This window comes from Azonexus sp. IMCC34842, from assembly GCF_050368855.1.
GTDB lineage: Bacteria > Pseudomonadota > Gammaproteobacteria > Burkholderiales > Rhodocyclaceae > Azonexus > Azonexus denitrificans_A.
Map to the genome: position 1 here is coordinate 1,890,053 of NZ_CP178449.1, position 17,694 is coordinate 1,907,746.

Annotated in this window: 20 protein-coding genes and 4 tRNA genes; 2 read left to right on the forward strand and 22 right to left on the reverse strand. The window is 56.7% G+C overall.

What is annotated here, in order from left to right; all coding sequences use genetic code 11:
• Positions 1-72: 72 nt before the first annotated feature.
• From ACLIKD_RS08920 to ACLIKD_RS08965, 10 genes are all read right to left on the reverse strand, one after another.
• Entirely contained in the window at positions 73-276 is a 204-nt protein-coding gene (locus ACLIKD_RS08920) for a hypothetical protein (RefSeq protein WP_428828037.1), read from the reverse strand.
• A 388-nt stretch (positions 277-664) separates the two neighbouring features.
• Complete coding sequence (locus ACLIKD_RS08925; protein WP_428828038.1) at positions 665-1,141, reverse strand: helix-turn-helix transcriptional regulator; 477 nt, start codon at positions 1,139-1,141, stop codon at positions 665-667.
• Between the two features lie 315 nt (positions 1,142-1,456).
• Positions 1,457-2,674 (reverse strand): tyrosine-type recombinase/integrase, encoded by a 1,218-nt coding sequence (locus ACLIKD_RS08930; RefSeq protein ID WP_428828039.1) that lies wholly within the window; start codon positions 2,672-2,674, stop codon positions 1,457-1,459.
• A gap of 164 nt (positions 2,675-2,838) precedes the next feature.
• Positions 2,839-2,924: transfer RNA gene (locus ACLIKD_RS08935), tRNA-Leu, on the reverse strand.
• 68 nt (positions 2,925-2,992) lie between these two features.
• Positions 2,993-3,068 (reverse strand) — tRNA-Gly (locus ACLIKD_RS08940).
• Between the two features lie 7 nt (positions 3,069-3,075).
• Positions 3,076-3,149 (reverse strand) — tRNA-Cys (locus tag ACLIKD_RS08945).
• Positions 3,150-3,206: 57 nt separating this feature from the next.
• Positions 3,207-3,282, reverse strand: a tRNA-Gly gene (locus tag ACLIKD_RS08950).
• A 50-nt stretch (positions 3,283-3,332) separates the two neighbouring features.
• Positions 3,333-3,914 (reverse strand): CDP-diacylglycerol--glycerol-3-phosphate 3-phosphatidyltransferase, encoded by a 582-nt coding sequence (gene pgsA / locus ACLIKD_RS08955; RefSeq protein WP_226414805.1) that lies wholly within the window; start codon positions 3,912-3,914, stop codon positions 3,333-3,335.
• A 3-nt stretch (positions 3,915-3,917) separates the two neighbouring features.
• Positions 3,918-5,729: an excinuclease ABC subunit UvrC gene (gene uvrC, locus ACLIKD_RS08960; protein WP_428828040.1), complete on the reverse strand. Its 1,812-nt coding sequence runs from the start codon at positions 5,727-5,729 to the stop codon at positions 3,918-3,920.
• Between the two features lie 12 nt (positions 5,730-5,741).
• Positions 5,742-6,518: a uracil-DNA glycosylase gene (locus tag ACLIKD_RS08965; RefSeq protein ID WP_428828041.1), complete on the reverse strand. Its 777-nt coding sequence runs from the start codon at positions 6,516-6,518 to the stop codon at positions 5,742-5,744.
• Between ACLIKD_RS08965 and earP the strand changes: the two genes are divergently transcribed.
• Positions 6,414-7,496 (forward strand): elongation factor P maturation arginine rhamnosyltransferase EarP, encoded by a 1,083-nt coding sequence (earP, locus tag ACLIKD_RS08970; RefSeq protein WP_428828042.1) that lies wholly within the window; start codon positions 6,414-6,416, stop codon positions 7,494-7,496. The genes ACLIKD_RS08965 and earP overlap by 105 nt on opposite strands.
• Before the next feature lie 37 nt (positions 7,497-7,533).
• The gene (efp, locus tag ACLIKD_RS08975; protein WP_226414841.1) at positions 7,534-8,091 is read left to right on the forward strand and encodes an elongation factor P; all 558 of its coding nucleotides are present in this window, start codon (positions 7,534-7,536) and stop codon (positions 8,089-8,091) included.
• Positions 8,092-8,143: 52 nt separating this feature from the next.
• Here efp and nagZ read toward each other — a convergent pair whose 3' ends face one another.
• From nagZ to ACLIKD_RS09035, 12 genes are read right to left on the reverse strand one after another with little or no spacing between them, the layout of a single operon-like run.
• Positions 8,144-9,163, reverse strand: a complete 1,020-nt coding sequence (nagZ, locus tag ACLIKD_RS08980) for a beta-N-acetylhexosaminidase (RefSeq protein ID WP_428828043.1) — start codon at positions 9,161-9,163, stop codon at positions 8,144-8,146.
• Positions 9,160-9,537, reverse strand: coding sequence for a holo-ACP synthase (gene acpS / locus ACLIKD_RS08985; protein ID WP_428828044.1), 378 nt, complete (start codon positions 9,535-9,537; stop codon positions 9,160-9,162). Before acpS ends, nagZ begins: the two co-directional genes overlap by 4 nt.
• Positions 9,534-10,289, reverse strand: coding sequence for a pyridoxine 5'-phosphate synthase (locus ACLIKD_RS08990; protein WP_428828045.1), 756 nt, complete (start codon positions 10,287-10,289; stop codon positions 9,534-9,536). Before ACLIKD_RS08990 ends, acpS begins: the two co-directional genes overlap by 4 nt.
• On the reverse strand, positions 10,286-11,014 hold the full coding sequence (gene recO / locus ACLIKD_RS08995; RefSeq protein WP_428828046.1) for a DNA repair protein RecO: 729 nt from the start codon (positions 11,012-11,014) through the stop codon (positions 10,286-10,288). Before recO ends, ACLIKD_RS08990 begins: the two co-directional genes overlap by 4 nt.
• Complete coding sequence (gene era, locus ACLIKD_RS09000) at positions 11,011-11,895, reverse strand: GTPase Era (protein ID WP_226414921.1); 885 nt, start codon at positions 11,893-11,895, stop codon at positions 11,011-11,013. Before era ends, recO begins: the two co-directional genes overlap by 4 nt.
• Positions 11,892-12,560 (reverse strand): ribonuclease III, encoded by a 669-nt coding sequence (gene rnc / locus ACLIKD_RS09005; protein ID WP_226414924.1) that lies wholly within the window; start codon positions 12,558-12,560, stop codon positions 11,892-11,894. Before rnc ends, era begins: the two co-directional genes overlap by 4 nt.
• Before the next feature lie 6 nt (positions 12,561-12,566).
• Positions 12,567-12,917: a DUF4845 domain-containing protein gene (locus tag ACLIKD_RS09010; RefSeq protein ID WP_428828047.1), complete on the reverse strand. Its 351-nt coding sequence runs from the start codon at positions 12,915-12,917 to the stop codon at positions 12,567-12,569.
• A 10-nt stretch (positions 12,918-12,927) separates the two neighbouring features.
• A complete protein-coding gene (gene lepB / locus ACLIKD_RS09015; RefSeq protein WP_428828048.1) occupies positions 12,928-13,716 on the reverse strand; it encodes a signal peptidase I in 789 nt (262 codons plus the stop codon).
• Positions 13,717-13,724: 8 nt separating this feature from the next.
• Complete coding sequence (gene lepA, locus ACLIKD_RS09020) at positions 13,725-15,515, reverse strand: translation elongation factor 4 (protein ID WP_226414958.1); 1,791 nt, start codon at positions 15,513-15,515, stop codon at positions 13,725-13,727.
• 60 nt (positions 15,516-15,575) lie between these two features.
• A complete protein-coding gene (locus ACLIKD_RS09025; RefSeq protein ID WP_428828324.1) occupies positions 15,576-15,767 on the reverse strand; it encodes a glutaredoxin family protein in 192 nt (63 codons plus the stop codon).
• A gap of 43 nt (positions 15,768-15,810) precedes the next feature.
• Positions 15,811-17,235 carry a DegQ family serine endoprotease gene (locus tag ACLIKD_RS09030; RefSeq protein WP_428828049.1) on the reverse strand — a complete coding sequence of 475 codons (1,425 nt, stop codon included), beginning with the start codon at positions 17,233-17,235 and terminating at the stop codon, positions 15,811-15,813.
• Between the two features lie 23 nt (positions 17,236-17,258).
• Positions 17,259-17,693 carry a SoxR reducing system RseC family protein gene (locus tag ACLIKD_RS09035; protein ID WP_428828050.1) on the reverse strand — a complete coding sequence of 145 codons (435 nt, stop codon included), beginning with the start codon at positions 17,691-17,693 and terminating at the stop codon, positions 17,259-17,261.
• Between the last annotated feature and the right edge of the window lies 1 nt (position 17,694).

Consider the following 17,694-nt stretch of genomic DNA (forward strand, 5'->3'; position numbering starts at 1 on the left):
TCATGTCGCTGGTAGTAAAGAATTTGTTGTTGGGAGAGGCCCGGGTGCAACCGGGCTTTTCTACGTCTGGGGTCAGTGTTGCTCGCATAAAGCCCCCAGGCGCTTACCTTCGATCCAGCGAGTGAATTGCCCTTCATCGACGAACAGGCGGCTACCGATGCGAAAAGTTGCAGCGCGCAACTCTTCGTCATCCTTCAAGCGATCCAGCAGGCTCGTGTAGGGGAATCCGCATGCTTTGGCCGCCTTGCGCAGCCCGGTAAGTTTCGGTGTGTCCATCTGGTAATGCTCCTCGGTTGTGGTGCGGTTATTTCAGCATCACGACGGCTGCGGTATGCACGGCACAAACGAAAAATCTTTAGTGCCCGATGCGGACCGCCCGTCGGTCATGCGCCGAATAACGCCAAGCGGATCGCCAGTCCGATCAACCCCCAGCCAAGTGATGTGACGGCCATCGAAGCGAAGCTCTCGGTGGTTGCAGGGCTAGTGGTCGGTGCTTTAAGATTTGAGTGAGCCATGATTGTTAACCTCGTGGTTGTGGTGCGCTTCGCTGTCTAGGCCATCGCGCATTACTGGGAGCCGCCTTTCGGGGCGGCTTTTTACGCCATATTCAGGCGAGCGCCGCCCCCGCAAAGGTGGCGGTTATTGTTCGTTTGCATGGTGTTTCTCAGCAGCCGACGGTGGCGAGATGGGCGCGGATGTCAGACACGCGCCAGGCAGTTGTGCCGGCTGAGAGTTTTACAGGGCTGGGAAGCTCCCCTAGCTTGCAGCGACGCCATACAGTTGCCTTAGAGCAACCGAGTATCCCGGTGACAACCGGCAGTCGCACAAAAGCTGCGTCAGGTAGCCTGTCGAAGTTTGCAAGGGCCGGCGGAATGTCGCCGTGGGAAGGATTGTCTGCACTACGGGGTCGGCCACGAGGACGGCTTCGTTCAGGCTCAGGGTCTGGGTCGCCGCCGTCTTCGGTTTTGGCAACCGGAGCGGTCGAAGTTGTGGAGTTGCTGACCTCGACCTCAATAGCACCGCCGCCGACGGTGTCGCCAAAACCTACGTGTCCTGTAATGCTGCACTTCGGACCGGAAATGACGCTCTCGGCGAACCGCAGGAAAGCGTTCCTGGAATGCTGATCGGATTTAATGTTCATTTTGAATCTCACTAGGATTTATCCTGCGCCAAATCGACGCAGGCCAACCATAAACCCATCTAACGCGTTGATCAAGCTCACAAATATTTGATTTACAGCCTGTCAGGCTGTCGTTCTAAACATCAATTTCCTTAGAATTATTGACGTTTTCAGGGTAAAAAAATGCGCCCTAGCAGTTAGGGCGCAGGTTTAGGGCGCAGAATTAACTTAGACATTCTTGAGCTAAGGAAATAGATTTGCCGACCAAAATGGAATTAGTCGATTAACTCAAGTTGATTGTGGTAATCACTTCCAGACCGTCCATTCTCAACCGCATTACTTGGCACCATTGCCTTGCAGCGGGATGACATCAGCCCCAGTCTTCAACTTATCCAAATAATCAGCCCATAGCTGCATCATCACTTTTCGCTCCTTCAGGAACTTGGTGCGGTTGTAGGCGGTACCGAGCGCATCAGGCACAGTGTGCGCGAGCTGGTGTTCAATGATTTCCGGCTTGATGTGCAACTCCTCATGCAGAATGGTTCGAGCCATCGCACGGAACCCATGGCCGGTAATTTCCGTTTTTGTGTCGTAACCCAGGCGGCGTAGTGCTGCATTGATTGCAGCCTCGCTCATCGGCTTTTTTGGATCACGGCCAGGATAAACGTATCGACCATGCCCAGTCAGCGCATGAAGTTCTCGCAGCAAGGTAACGACCTGAGACGCCAGCGGCACAATATGTTCAGTCTTTGTCTTAGTGACGAAATAGCGCCACTCGGCTTTATCGAGATCAAACTGCGCCCACTCTCCTTTGCGTAGTTCGCCAGGCCGGACAAACACTCGGGGGGCTATCTCCAAGGCGCACTTCACGACGAACGTGCCACTGAAGGCGTCAAACGAACGGAGCATTTCACCGACTTTGGCCGGTTCGGTGATGCTGGCAAAATTTCCGGATCGAGCCGAGGGAATCGCCCCCTTCAGATCCGGACACGGATCGCGCTCTGCCCTCCCCGTCGCGATCGCGTACCGGAATACCTGACTGATTTGTCCCCGGCAACGGTGCGCCGTGTAGCGAGCACCTCTCTCGTCGATTCGACGCAGGACGGACAAGATATCAGGGGCGCTAATATCAGCCATCGCCTTCACACCAAGCCACGGAAATACATCGTTCTCCATGCGCGCCAGAGTCTTCTCCTGCTGCCCTTCTGACACGACGTCTTTCTGACCATCAAGCCATTCCCGGGCTATCACCTCAAAGGAATTGGCGGCACGATCGCTTTGCGCTGCTTTGCTCGCCTTCCGCGTTGCTCCTGGATCAATGCCATCGGCCAGCATCTTGCGCGCAGCATCGCGACGATCACGGGCGTCCTTGAGGCCAACATCTGGATAGACACCAAGAGATAGCATCTTTGCAACGCCGCCGTAACGATAGCGGAACCGCCACCACTTGCTGCCATTCGGCTGAATGTGGATTGATAGCCCGCGCTCGTCAGCGACCGATTTCGGCTTATCGGCAGGCTTGAAGCTACGAATTGTCGTATCGGTCAAAGGCATTGTGTGTAACTCCCATTCGATTACCCCCTGTTACGCACATAGTTATACACAAAGGGGGTGAGATGTTCTGAGACGATATTACACACAATAAAACACAAAACCAATAAAAAACCCGCACTTAGGCGGGTTCTTAATGCTTGCTGATACTACCTGAAACGCTTAGATGGTGCCCGGGACGGGAATCGAACCCGTACAGCCATAAGCCGAGAGATTTTAAGTCTCTTGTGTCTACCAATTTCACCACCCGGGCGGATTGTTGATTATATCGGTGTCCCGATACGAAAAAGGGAAAGCGCTCAGCGCTTTCCCTTCGTATATTGGAGCGGCAGAAGAGTCTCGAACTCTCGACCTCAACCTTGGCAAGGTTGCGCTCTACCAACTGAGCTACTGCCGCAAATTCTTGGAGGCGCGAGCCGGAGTCGAACCGACCTACACGGATTTGCAATCCGGTGCATAACCGCTTTGCTATCGCGCCGTGCCTACAAATTATGCGATACAACCAGAAAGAAGACTACGTTTCTTTCAGAAAAACTGGAGCGGCAGAAGAGTCTCGAACTCTCGACCTCAACCTTGGCAAGGTTGCGCTCTACCAACTGAGCTACTGCCGCGTCAAACAGAGCGCGCATTATAGACGCCCCAACGGGTTTGTCAACATCAACTACGCTTTTTCCGCGCTACGCTTGACGATTTCCGGCCATGCCATGCGCAGATAGTACCCCATCGACCACAGCGTCAGCAGCGCGGCAACCCAGATCAGCACATTGCCGATCAAGCGTATATCGAGGCCAAACAGCGGCGCGTAATAAAGGAGCAGCGGGATGGCGACCATCTGGGCAGCCGTCTTGACTTTGCCGAGCATGGATACGGCGACGCTCTTGGCTGCGCCAATCTTGGCCATCCATTCGCGCAGCGCCGAGATGGTGATCTCCCGGCCGATGATGATCGACGCGACAATGGCATCGGCCCGCCCCAATTGAACCAGGATAATCAGCGCGGCAGCCACCATCAACTTGTCGGCGACCGGGTCGAGAAAGGCCCCAAAGGCCGAGGTCTGGTCGAGTTTTCGCGCCAGATAGCCATCAGCCCAGTCGGTAAATGCCGCCGCGACAAATATTAGAGTGGCCGCCAGATCGCGTTCGTGCGGCGTTGCCCAGCCCGCCGGCAGGAAATAGACCGTGATCAGTAGCGGGATCGCAACGATACGAAGCCAGGTCAGCAGGATGGGGAGGTTGAAAGGCATGCGTCAGTGTAATGCAGAATAAATTTTGTCGGCCATTTCCCGACTGATGCCGGGGACTTCAGCCAGTTGTTCGGGACTGGCCGCAAGAACGCCAGGCAGACCGCCAAAACGGGAAACCAGCGCCTTTCGTCTCGCCGGGCCAACACCAGGCAAACTGTCGAGCGTAGACGTTTTCCTCGCCTTGCCACGCCGGGCACGATGGCCGGTGATGGCAAAACGGTGAGCTTCGTCGCGGATTTCCTGAATCAGGTGCAGTGCCGGATGTTCCGGCGGCAATTGTAGCGGCTCGCGCCCGTTCGCGAAAATCAGCGTTTCAAGGCCAGGCTTTCGCTCTTCCCCCTTGGCGACGCCAAGCATCGGCAGGTGCGCCAGACCGAGGTCGGCCAATGCGCTATAGGCTGAGCTTACCTGGCCTTTACCACCGTCAATCAGGATCAGATCGGGCGCCACGCCCTCCCCGGCCGCAATGCTGCCGTAACGCCGGGTCACCGCCTGGCGCATCGCCGCATAGTCGTCGCCCGCCTGAATATCCTTAATGTTGAAACGGCGGTAATCGGACTTTTTCATGCCGTTGCCGTGATAAACCACGCAGGAGGCAACGGTGGCCTCACCCATGGTATGACTGATATCGAAACATTCGATGCGGGAAATCGCCTCGGGAAACTGCAGCGCTTCCTGCAGGGCGGCGAGACGTTGCTCTTGCTGGGCGGTTGCCTGATTGCGGGCGAATATCGCCAATCGAGCATTTTGCAGGGCCATGTCCACCCAAGCCTTATGGACGACTGAACGGGCTTCCTGAATCGGCACCGGGCGCCCGGCGATCTCCGCCAGCATCGCTTCGCTTTCCACGCGCTCATCTTCAACCGGAAGCGGACAGACGAGAACCCGCGCCGGCGCCGGATGGGCGGCATAGTGTTGATGAATGAATGCCGCTACCGCGTCGGCGAGCGAAGATTCACCGGCATTGCTCGGGAACAACGGGCGGTCGCCGAGATGCCGACCGCCGCGAACCATCGCCAGATTGACACAGAGCTGCCCGGCGTCCTTAAGCGCCGCAATGATATCGACGTCCTCACCCTTGCTGCTGGAAACAAATTGCTTTTCCTGGATCTGATGCAGCGACTGGATCTGGTCGCGATAAATCGCCGCCTGCTCGAAGGCCAGACGGGCGGAAGCTTCCTCCATCGAGCGGGTCAGTCGCTTGGTCACTTCCTGCTGCTTGCCGAGCAGGAACATCGAGGCCAACTGAACGTCGGCGGCATAGTCTTCCGCTCCAATGTGAGCAACACACGGCCCGCTGCAGCGCTTGATCTGATAGAGCAGACAGGGCCGCGAGCGATTAGCGAAAACCGTGTCTTCGCAAGTGCGCAGGCGGAACATCTTCTGAAGCAGATGGATACTGTCCCGCACCGCCCAGGACGAGGGATAGGGGCCAAAATACTCGGCCTTGCGGTCCGGGTTTCCACGAAAGAATCCGAGCCGGGGAAAATCGCTTTTGCTGAGGACGATGTAGGGGTAGGACTTGTCGTCGCGAAAGAGAATGTTGTAGCGCGGCGACAGCGACTTGATCAGATTGTTTTCGAGTAATAGCGCCTCTGCCTCGGTGCGGGTCGAGGTGGTTTCAATGGCGGCGATCTGGCTGACCATGTGCGCAATGCGCGGACTGGAGACATTTTCGCGAAAATAGGACGCGACCCGCTTCTTCAGATTCTTGGCCTTGCCGACATAGAGGACGGCACCTCCGGCATCGAGCATCCGGTAAACACCGGGCAACTCGGTCAGCGAGGCCAGGAAAGCCTTGGCATCGAAACTCATACGCTCAGCAACTTACCCGAGGTGCGCTTTAACGCCGGCAAAAACAGCCTCGAAGCTCTCCCGCGACAAGCGCCCGGTCCGCCAGTTATAGCCGCTACAGTGATAGCTATCGACGAGCAAGCAACCATCCGGTAGCGAATGCGTGACGTTGTGGCCGAAGACAAAATCCTTGACCTTCAAACCGTAGCTCCAGAGCAGCGCCTGATGCGCGACAGCCCCCAGGGCGACAATCACTTTCAGACGCGGCATGGCGGCCAACTCGGCCTTGAGATGCCCATTGCACTGGCGAATTTCGGCCGTTGTCGGTTTATTGGCCGGCGGCAGACAGCGAACGGCGTTGGTGATGCGGCAATTACTCAATTGCATGAGCGGATTTGCCCATTTATCCAGCCCCAGTGGTTCGGCGACGCTGGCAAAGCCAAAGCGATACAGCGCGGGATAAAGCAACTCACCGGCGACATCGCCGGTGAACGGCCGACCGGTGCGATTCGCACCTTTCTCGCCGGGGCCCAGGCCGACGACGAGCAGTTCGGAGTCGAGCGGACCGAAGGCGGGAACAGGCAAGGCGTGCCAGTCCGGATCGCGCTGGCGAATGGTCGCCAGGTGTTCGGCCAGGCGCGGGCAAGTGGTGCAGTCTTGGGGGTCGTTAAATGCAGGCATGGCGGCGATGTTAGCATGTCGCCCATGCAGCTTCATTGGGACATCTTCTGCCGCGTTATCGACAACTACGGCGACATCGGCGTGTGCTGGCGGCTCGCTCGGCAGTTGGCGAACGAGCACGGCAAACATGTTCGTTTGTGGCTCGACGACCTGAACAGCCTGCAGCCCCTGTGCCCAGCCATCGACCCAGCACGGGCTCGGCAGTCTTGCTCGGCTGTCGAAATCATCCATTGGACCGAAAACCCTCGAATCGACCGCGTTGGCGAGGTCGTTATCGAAGCTTTTGCCTGCGAGTTGCCGGTCGCCTACCTGGAAGCGATGGCCCAAACCACGCCAACACCCTGCTGGATCAATCTCGAATACCTGACCGCGGAAGCGTGGGCGGAAAGTTGCCATGGCATGGCATCGCCCCACCCTTCGCTACCGCTGACCAAATATTTCTACTTTCCAGGATTTTCGACGACGACGGGCCGCCTGTTGCGCGAACAAGGACTGTTTGCCGAGCGCGACGAAACAATCGCCCAGGCCACCGGCCATCATGGGCTGGATATCAGCCTGTTCAGCTATGACACGGCCCCGATTTCCGCACTTATCGAAACGCTCGCCGAATCCTCTATCGAAACTCGCCTTCATGTGTCGCCCGGCAAGCCGTTGGCAGCCGTCGCGGCACACTTTGGCAGCAACGGACCGTGGCAGCACGGACGCCTGCGTGTCCTGCCTTTTGCCTTTCTGCCGCAGGACGACTACGACCGGCTGCTTTGGCGGTGCGACATCAATTTCGTCCGGGGCGAGGATTCATTCGTCCGGGCGCAATGGGCCGGCAAGCCTTTTGTCTGGCAAATCTATCGGCAAGAGGAAGACGCTCACCTGGTCAAGCTTGAAGCTTTTCTCAACCGTTACACCGCCGGGTTGAGCGCGGTCGGCGCAACGGCTGTGAGTCAGCTTTTTCGGGCATGGAATTCAGCCGGCGACTTGCGCCAGGCCTGGGCCGACTTCATCGCCATCCGCTCGGAACTCGATCGATACAACCATCGCTGGGCGAATCAACTGGCGAAAAACGAGAATCTTGCCGAGACTCTCGTCAAGTTCTGCGCCGCCAAGGTATAATCCGCCGCTTTATTTTTCAGCTTTTTGGGAATCCCGAATGAAGACCGCACAGGAACTACGCTCTGGCAACGTAATTATGGTTGGTGCCGACCCGCTCGTCGTCCAGAAGACCGAATACAACAAGTCCGGCCGCAACTCTGCTGTGGTCAAGATGAAGCTCAAGAATCTGCTGTCCGGCGCAGCTTCCGAAGCCGTCTACAAGGCTGACGACAAGTTTGAAGTGGTTCAGCTCGACAAGAAGGAAGTGACCTATTCTTACTTCGCCGACCCGATGTATGTATTCATGGATGGCGAATACAACCAGTTTGAAGTCGAGGCCGAGAACATGGTCGACGCGCTCAAGTATCTGGAAGACGGCCTGGCTTGCGAAGTCGTTTTTTACAACGGCAAGGCAATCTCCGTTGAACTGCCGAACAGCGTGGTCCGCGAAGTGATCTACACCGAACCTGCTGTCAAGGGCGACACGTCCGGCAAGGTTCTGAAGCCTGCCAAGCTGTCCTCCGGCTTTGAACTGCCGGTGCCGGCTTTCGTCAATATCGGCGACAAGATCGAAATCGACACCCGCACCGACGAATACAAGAATCGCGTCAAGTAATCACGAGATTCACGGCACGCCAATCGGGCAGCTTCGGCTGCCCGATTGCATTTCAGGCCGTCAATCGGGCAATGTTTTCCCGGGCAGCCTGATAGCGCGAATCGACCTGCAGCGCCGCCCAATCCTTGGCCGGCAAGCCGGGCAACAAGGCTTCAACGCGCTTACCGCGCAGTGGATCGACTTCCGGATGCCAGCTGGCGAGCACCTCACCCACGGCAGCCGGCGAATTACAAACCAGCAACATGTCGCAACCGGCGCGATAGGCAGTATCGACCCGGCTCAGCATGTCGCCCACGACACCGGCCCCGGCCATTGAGAGATCGTCGGTAAAGACCACCCCATTAAACTTAATGTTATTTCTCAAATAATCGATCCATTTATTTGAAAATACAGCAGTATTGCAATCCATGCATTCGTAAATAACATGAGCCGCCATGACCGCATCAAGGGCTAGCTGGCGGTACGGCAGCAGGTCCTCCTGCATGGCTTCCAGACTACGCCCATCGACCGGCAACTCGACGTGCGAATCCGGGATGACATGGCCATGACCGGGAAAATGCTTTCCACAGGAAGCCATGCCGCCATCGCGCAAACCGGCCGACAGGGCATTGGCCAGCGCCACTACTGCTTCGGGTTGCCGATGAAAAGCGCGGTCGCCGATGACCCGCGATGGACCATAGTCGAGATCGAGAACCGGGGTAAAGGAATAATCGACACCCCGTGAGCGCAATTCGGCGGCCAAGACGAAGCCGACCTGACGGGCGGCTTCGAGCGCGGCTTCCGGCCGCTCATCCCATAAACGCCCCAAGACAGCCATCGGCGGCAAGCGGGTAAAACCGTCGCGGAAACGCTGCACCCTGCCCCCTTCGTGATCGACGGCAATCAACAGGGCCGGCCTACGCAGGGCATGAATTTCCCGGGTCAGAGCGGCGAGCTGTTCCGGGTTGGTGTAATTGCGACTGAACAGAATGATGCCGCCGACCAACGGATGACAAAGGCGGTCGCGATCGACTTCGGTGAGCTGCGTGCCGGCGATGTCAATCATCAGCGGGCCGAGAGCTTGGTAAATCATGCGTGTTCCAGAATGACGTAGGCGATGGCGTAATCAGCTTCATCGCTCAAGGAAAGATGGGCTTTGAGGCCCCGGTTTTCGATCAACTCAGCCAGTTCACCACAGAAAACCAGGGCCGGCTTGCCCAGCTCATCGTGATTGACGGCAATGGCCGACAACACAGCAGGTGGCCGTACGCCGGTGCCGAGTGCCTTGCTGAAGGCTTCCTTGGCAGCAAAACGTTTGGCAAGAAAACGCCCCTTGCTGGCAGCCTTGGCAAACTCCTCAATTTCCTGGGGTGCCAACAACCTGCTGAGCGCCCGGTCTCCATGGCGTTCCCACATTTGCTGCAGGCGTTCGACCGCGACGATATCGGTGCCGATACCGTAGATCATTCGCTGCGCTCGGCCGCTTCACGCATCAGTTGCTTCATTTCGCGAACAGCTTCGCGCAAGCCGACGAAAATCGATCGGCTGACAATGGCGTGGCCGATGTGCAGCTCACGGATACCGGCCAGGCGAGCCACTGGCTGTACGTTGAAATAATTGAGCGCATGCCCGGCATTGAAGCGCATGCCGAGTTCGCGGATGCGCTGGCCAGCCAGACGGATCTTCGCCAGTTCGGCGATCACCGCCGGTGCTTCGGCATCGCGGCCACGGGCATGAAAGGCGTGTGCGTAGGGTCCGGTATGGATTTCACAGACGCTGGCACCGATACGGGCGGCTGCTTCAATTTGCGGCAGTTCGGCATCGATAAAGACGCTGGTAACGATGCCGGCATCGGCCAAGCGGGCAATGACATCCTTCAGGCGTCCTTCCTGGGACAGAACGTCAAGTCCACCTTCCGTCGTCACTTCATGCCGTCCCTCCGGTACCAGCATGGCCATTTCCGGCTTCAGCCCACAGGCGATGCCGACCATTTCGTCGGTTGCCGCCATTTCCAGATTGAGCTTCACCTGAGTCAGTTCGCGCAAACGCCGCACGTCGGCATCCTGGATGTGGCGACGGTCTTCGCGCAGATGTACGGTAATTCCGTCAGCCCCGCCGAGATGGGCCTCAACAGCCCCCCAGACCGGATCCGGTTCATAGGTACGGCGGGCCTGACGCAGCGTGGCGATGTGGTCGATATTGACGCCAAGTTCGATCATAGCTCTTGCAACTCCTTGAATATTTTACGGGTTTCCAGTTCCTTGCCAGCCAGATAATAAGCCATCAAGGTCCGCATCAACTGCTTGGCTTCCAAACGGGAACGCGAGTCGGAAAAATCTTCGGCCTCAAGGTCGAGCAATGTCGTACCCCTGACGACTTGCGCCGCCGCCTCGGCATGCTCGACACGCACCGGCCCCTGCTCCATGCGGTAGGTGTAATATGCCGTCGGAATGATCGCCTCGCCCGCGCTGTCATGGCTCAGGGTCAGGCCATAACCAAGCTCCTGCAGCAGCGCTTTCTCAAAGCTGCGCAGATCGGGTTCACGCACCTTGCCGCTAGGATCGACGGCCAGCCGGGCGAGCATTTCGGCATAACGCACGAAAAGGTGTTCGTGCGCGTCCTCGCGCGGCAGCAGGTGCATCAGCAATTCATTCAGGTAATAGCCGCAGAACAGGGCATCGCCGACCAGCAAGGGTTGACCACCCAACCACTCGGCTTTCATCAAGGTGAGAACTTCCCCCTTGCCGGCCCAGCCGATCTCTATCGGCTGGAAGGCCATCAGCAAGCCGCGTATCGCCGAACGGGGGCGGCGGGCGCCGCGCGCCAACAAAGCCATGCGCCCGAAATCACGGGAAAATACTTCGACAATAAGACTGGTTTCCCGGAACGGGTACGTATGCAAGACGTAGGCCGGTTGGCCATCGACTTTGCTGCGCAGGTTCATTCGTAACCGAGGCTCTTCAGCAGGCGTTCGTCATCGTTCCAGCCCGATTTGACCTTGACCCAGATCTCGAGATAAACCTTGCCGTCGAACAGGCGCTCCATGTCCTGGCGTGCTTCGCTGGCGATGCGCTTGAGCGACTCGCCCCCTTTGCCGATCACAATGGGCTTGTGGCCTTCGCGGTCGACAACGATTGCCGCGAAAATCCGGCGCAGATTGCCTTCGATTTCGAATCTTTCGATTTCCACCGTCGTCGCGTAAGGCAATTCATCGCCAAGCAGGCGGAAGACTTTTTCTCGGATGTACTCGGCCGCAAGAAAACGTTCGCTTTTGTCGGTCAGATCGTCTTCCGGGAACATCAGCCCTTCGTTGGGCAGGTGCTTGCGGGCTTCGGCCAGTAGATCTTCGGTCTGGCGACCTTTGGTCGCGCTGATCGGGACCACCGCTGCATAATCGTGCTCGGCGGAAACCTGTGCCAGGAAAGGCAACAAGGCATTGCGTTCCTTGAACTGATCGGTCTTGTTGACAACCAGAATTACCGGACGGTCTTTCGGCAACAACCTGACGACCGCCTGATCCTTGGCATCATAACGACCGGCTTCAACAACGAAGAGCACCAGATCAACATCGCTCAGCGTCTGGGTGACGCCGCGATTCATTGCCCGGTTCAAGGCATTGGAAAACTTGGTCTGAAAACCGGGGGTGTCAACGAAGACGAATTGCGCATCCTCCTTGGTCACGATGCCGGTAATCCGGTGGCGAGTCGTTTGCGCCTTGCGCGAAACAATACTGATTTTTTCCCCAACCAGACGGTTGAGCAGCGTCGACTTGCCAACATTGGGTCGGCCGACGATAGCGATGTAACCGGAACGGATTTTTTTCATGCCTTCAATTCTTTCAATGCCTGTTCGGCGGCGATCTGCTCCGCAATACGGCGGCTAGGTCCGTAACCGACGGTACGCACGGACGGATGGTCAATTTCACAAGCCACCTTGAAACGCTGCTCGTGGGCAGCGCCGGTCGCTTCAAGAAGCTGGTAACGGGGCAACGGTTTCTTGCGCCCTTGCAGCCACTCCTGCAAGCTGGTTTTGGCATCCTTCTGCACCTGTCCTGGTCGCAGCTCATCCAGCAGGGGGGTATAGAGCTTGATGATGACCGCGTAGGCAGCATCGAAACCGGCATCGAGATAAATCGCGCCAAACAATGCCTCGAGCGCATCGGCCAGAATCGAGGGACGCTGGGCGCCACCGCTTTTCAGTTCGCCCTCCCCCAGACGCAGGCAGCCGCCGATATCGAGGCTTAAGGCCAGGCGATGCAAGGCGTCCTGGCGAACCAGATTGGCACGCAGACGGGACAGATCGCCTTCCGGAAAATCCGGAAAGCGATGAAACAACGCTGCGGCGATAACACAATCAAGAATGCCATCGCCGAGAAATTCGAGCCGCTCATTGTTGGGCGTACCAAAACTACGGTGCGTCAGTGCCGTCCGGAGAAGAGTCTGGTCAGAAAAACAGTGGCCGAGGGTATTGGCAACGGACTGCGCGGTCATGCCATATTACTCAGCGGTCGACCCTTTGTAGTCAATCAGCAGGCTGACATTCCAGAAAAGATGAATACGCTTTTCATAGGCAAATTCGATGACGATTTTGCCGCCATCCTTCGATATATCGAGTTGGTTACCAGAAAACTCCAGCATGTCGATTTCAGCGAACTTGTCGAACGACTTGCGGACATCGGCAACCGTGGCATCGGGGCCAACCTGAGCGACGACAGCCTTGGAGTCCTTCAAAATCTTGAAGTACTCAATAGCGGTCGGAGCCACTTTCATACCGAGCACAGCCACCAGAACAAGGACAATGCCCCAGAAAATCAGACCAGAGAGCGCCACGCCACGTTGATATTTCATTGATATCCCCTTACTTGAAGGAACCGATCCGGCTGAGATCGCTGAGGTTAAGCCAGATAAAGAACGCCTTACCGACTATGTTTTCTTCGGGCACGAAACCCCAAGCCCGGCTATCCCGACTGTTATCGCGGTTATCGCCCATCATGAAATAATGCCCGGCCGGCACCTTGCAGGTAACACCGGCGGCATTGTAAGAACAATTTTCGCGGTAGGGAAAACGCCCGGCATCGGGCACGAAAGCCGGCGCATCGGTATCGTTGAGCAGGTTATGCTGAACCTCGCCCATCTTGGCAAGATACTGTTCCGAATAGTAAAGACGTTCCGGATGCAGATAGTCAGCCGTTTTGGTCATTTCAACCGGCTGGCCATTGATGGTCAAACGCTTGTTTTGGTAGGCCACGGTGTCGCCCGGCAATCCGACAACGCGCTTAATGTAGTCGAGCGACGGATCTTCCGGATAACGAAAAACCATCACATCGCCACGTTGCGGTTCGTTGATGCTAATGATTTTCTTGTTGATCACCGGCAGGCGGATGCCATAGGTGAATTTGTTCACCAAAATAAAATCGCCAACCAACAACGTCGGGATCATCGAGCCGGAGGGAATCTTGAAAGGCTCGAACAGAAAGGAGCGGAGCACGAAGACGATCAGGATGACCGGAAAGAAGCTGGCCCCCCACTCGACCCAAAGGGGTTCCGGCCCATTTTTTACACGAAGCTTGCGGAATTTCAGAATATCAACTGCATAAAGCACGCCGGTAATCACCAGCAGCACGAAAAGAATCAGGGCAAAGTTCATCGCTATTCTCAGTTATCGACACGAAGCACTGCGAGGAAAGCTTCCTGCGGGATTTCCACGCTGCCCACCTGCTTCATCCGCTTCTTGCCAGCCTTCTGCTTTTCCAGCAGTTTTTTCTTGCGCGAAATGTCGCCGCCGTAGCACTTGGCCAGCACGTCCTTACGCATCGCCTTGACGTTTTCACGAGCAATAATATGCGATCCAATAGCCGCCTGAATCGCCACGTCATACATCTGGCGAGGAATCAGTTCGCGCATCTTGGAAGCGAGTTCCCGGCCGCGATATTGCGAATTGGCCCGGTGCACGATCAACGACAGCGCATCGACTTTCTCGGTGTTGATCAGGATATCGAGCTTGACGACATCGGCCGCGCGATATTCCTTGAAGTCGTAGTCCAGCGAGGCATAGCCCTTGGAACAGGACTTCAGCTTGTCGAAGAAATCCATCACCACTTCAGCCATCGGCATCTCATAGACCAGCTTCACCTGCCGGCCGTGGTAATGCATATCGACCTGATTGCCGCGCTTCTGGTTGCACAGCGTAATTACGTTACCGAGATAATCCTGCGGCACAAAGATCGTCGCCGAAATGATCGGCTCGCGTATTTCTTCAATCTTGCTGAGTTCAGGCAATTTGGCCGGGTTTTCGATCTGAACCAGCGTCCCGTCACGCAGCACGACCTCGTAGACAACCGTCGGCGCAGTGGTGATCAGGTCCTGATCGAACTCGCGCTCAAGGCGCTCCTGCACGATTTCCATATGTAGCAGGCCAAGAAAACCGCAACGGAAGCCGAAGCCAAGGGCTTGCGAGACTTCCGGCTCATACTGCAAAGATGCGTCATTGAGCTTGAGCTTTTCCAGGGCTTCACGCAGCGAGTCGTACTGATTGGATTCCACTGGATACAAACCGGCAAACACCTGCGGCTTGATCTCCTTGAAGCCGGGCAAGGCCGAAGCGGCCTTGCGGTCGACCGTAGTGATCGTATCGCCGACCTTCGCCGCTTTCAGTTCCTTGATGCCGGAAATGACGAAACCCACTTCGCCAGCCCGCAACGCATCGCGCGGAACCGATTTCGGTGAAAAAACGCCGACCTGCTCACACAACTGGATAGCACCGGTCGCCATGAACAGCAGCTTGTCCTTCGGACGAAGCACGCCATCAACGACACGAACCAGCATCACCACGCCGACATAATTATCGAACCATGAATCAATGATCAGCGCCTTGAGCGGTGCCGATGGATCACCCTTGGGAGCCGGCACACGGGCTACAACGGCTTCAAGAATATCCTCGACACCAAGACCGGTCTTGGCCGAAGCCAATACCGCATCAGTGGCGTCAATACCGATCACATCCTCGATTTCCTGACGGGCGCTATCCGGGTCAGCCGACGGCAGATCAATCTTGTTCAAAACCGGCACAACTTCGACATCCAGCTCGATGGCGGTGTAACAGTTAGCCACGGTCTGCGCTTCAACTCCCTGCGAGGCATCAACAACCAGTAGCGCACCTTCGCAGGCCGACAGCGAACGGGAAACCTCGTACGAAAAATCGACGTGCCCCGGGGTATCGATCAGGTTCAGATTGTAGATCTTGCCATCACGTGCCTTGTACTGCAGCGAAGCAGTCTGGGCCTTGATGGTAATGCCGCGTTCGCGCTCGATATCCATCGAGTCGAGTACCTGCGCTTCCATTTCACGGTCGGAAAGACCGCCACAAAGATGGATGATGCGATCGGCCAGCGTTGATTTGCCGTGGTCGATATGGGCAATGATAGAGAAATTACGGATGTGATCCATTGATGCTAGTAAAAAAGGGCGCTTTTCCAGCGCCCTTCCCTGTTCAGAAGACCCTGAATTTTAGCGGATTTCGGCCAAATATTCACGGGTTTTAGCCTCATCGAGGAAGTAATGACAAAGCTCTGTTTCGCCATGCAGCAAAACCGGCACCATTTCGTCGTACTTCGCTTCGAGCACCGGGTCGGCATCGACATCAACCACGGTGACCACGGCCGAAAACTCGGCAGCCAACGGTGCCAAAGCCATCTCCATGTCGTGACAGAGGTGGCAGTAGCTGCGGCCAAGCAGGGTCAGTTCAACCCCCACCGTTCAAACCCTTGATTGTGACGAAAGTCTGCATGTCACCACGGCGGATCAACAGCGTAACATTGCTGCCCTTCTCGAACTGGGCAAGCAGTTTATTGAATTGATCAACAGTCTTGACTTCGGTAGTCGCCCCCTTGCTGATGACCGCGATGACAATGTCACCCGGCCGCAGGTCGGCACGTGCACCGGAGCCACGAATCTCTTCGATGAGCAGCCCCGAGTTCATTTTCAGCTCGCGCTTTTGTTCGGCAGTCAGTTCATTGACGACCAGACCGAGACGGTTGGCGGCCTGCTCAGGCGGCTTGCCCCCCCTGGACTGACGAGCGCTGGCTTGTTTTTCGTCGACCATTTCGCCGACCGTAACGGCAATATCACGGGTCGCCCCTTTGCGCCAGACCTGCAGCACCGCGCGACTTCCCGGCCGGACAACCCCGACCATGCGCGGCAAATCGGCCGAGTTGTTGATGGTTTTGCCATCGAACTTCAAGATCACATCACCGGCCTCCAGGCCAGCCTTTTCGGCCGGACCACCTTTTTCAACGGCATTGACCACAGCCCCAATCGGCCTACTCAAGCCCAGCGAGTCGGCCAATTCCTTGCTGACCTCCTGTATGACCACGCCAAGACGACCGCGACTGACTTTGCCGGATGCACGCAACTGACTTTGCACCTCCATTGCCACATCGATGGGAATGGCAAAGGAAAGCCCCATATAGCCGCCGCTGCGACTGTAAATCTGGGAATTTATGCCAACCACCTCGCCGCGCATATTGAACAGCGGCCCGCCCGAATTACCCGGATTGATCGCGACATCGGTCTGGATGAAAGGAACGTAATTTTCCTGCGGCAACGAGCGGCCCTTGGCCGAAACGATCCCTGCGGTGACCGAATTATCGAAGCCAAATGGCGAACCGATGGCGACCACCCACTCGCCCACTTTCAACTGCGCGGTGTCCGCCAATTTGACAGCCGGCAGACCGGTGGCCTCGATCTTGATTAACGCCACATCGGTCCGCTTGTCCGATCCGATAGTCTTGGCCTTGAATTCGCGCTTGTCTGTCAGGCGCACGGTGACCTCATCGGCGCTATCCACTACATGGGCATTGGTCAGTATGTAGCCATCGCTGCTGATGATGAAACCGGAGCCGAGCGATTTGTTCTCGAACTCACGCGGCGTCGCACCGCTGGGTGGGCGAGGAATGAAGCGCTTGAAAAATTCAAAGGCCGGGTCGTTCTCATCGAACGGAAAGGGCATCATCTGGTTTTGGCCACGCGTAACCTGTGTGGTGCTGATATTCACCACGGCTGGCCCTTGCTTCTCGGCAAGCTCAGAAAAATCCGGCAGACCGCGTGCCTGAGCATTAACGAATGAGCAGAAGAAAATTAGCGAAAAAGCAGCAATAAGACGATTCATTGGCAGCATACCTCCTGATTCAACTAGGATCGGGAAATGATGTGGGGACGTTGGGTGAAATTTCCAGAGCCATCTCGAGAACGAAAGCGAACATAAATAACCGAAAGAACAAGTCCCCCACCGGCCCCCAACACCGCTCCCAGATCACCACCGATTTGCGTACCGAGCGCTGCTCCGACAAGCATGGACAGGAGCGGCACGCCGTAGGCCAGATTGGCCGTGCGTCGCACACTGCCAGCAGCGATGGCAACAGTCACACGCTCGCCGACCGAGGCAGCAACGAGATTGTCCACACGGTAAGTCTTCGGTCCGCTGCAAAACATCTGCGTCAAATGCTGACCGCCACAGCCACCCTTTTCGTGACAACGGCCGCAGCCGCCCTGCTCGACTTCAACCAGTGCCTGATCGCCATCCACTGAGCGGACGACCGCCTGGATAGTGCTATTTTCTTCATTCATA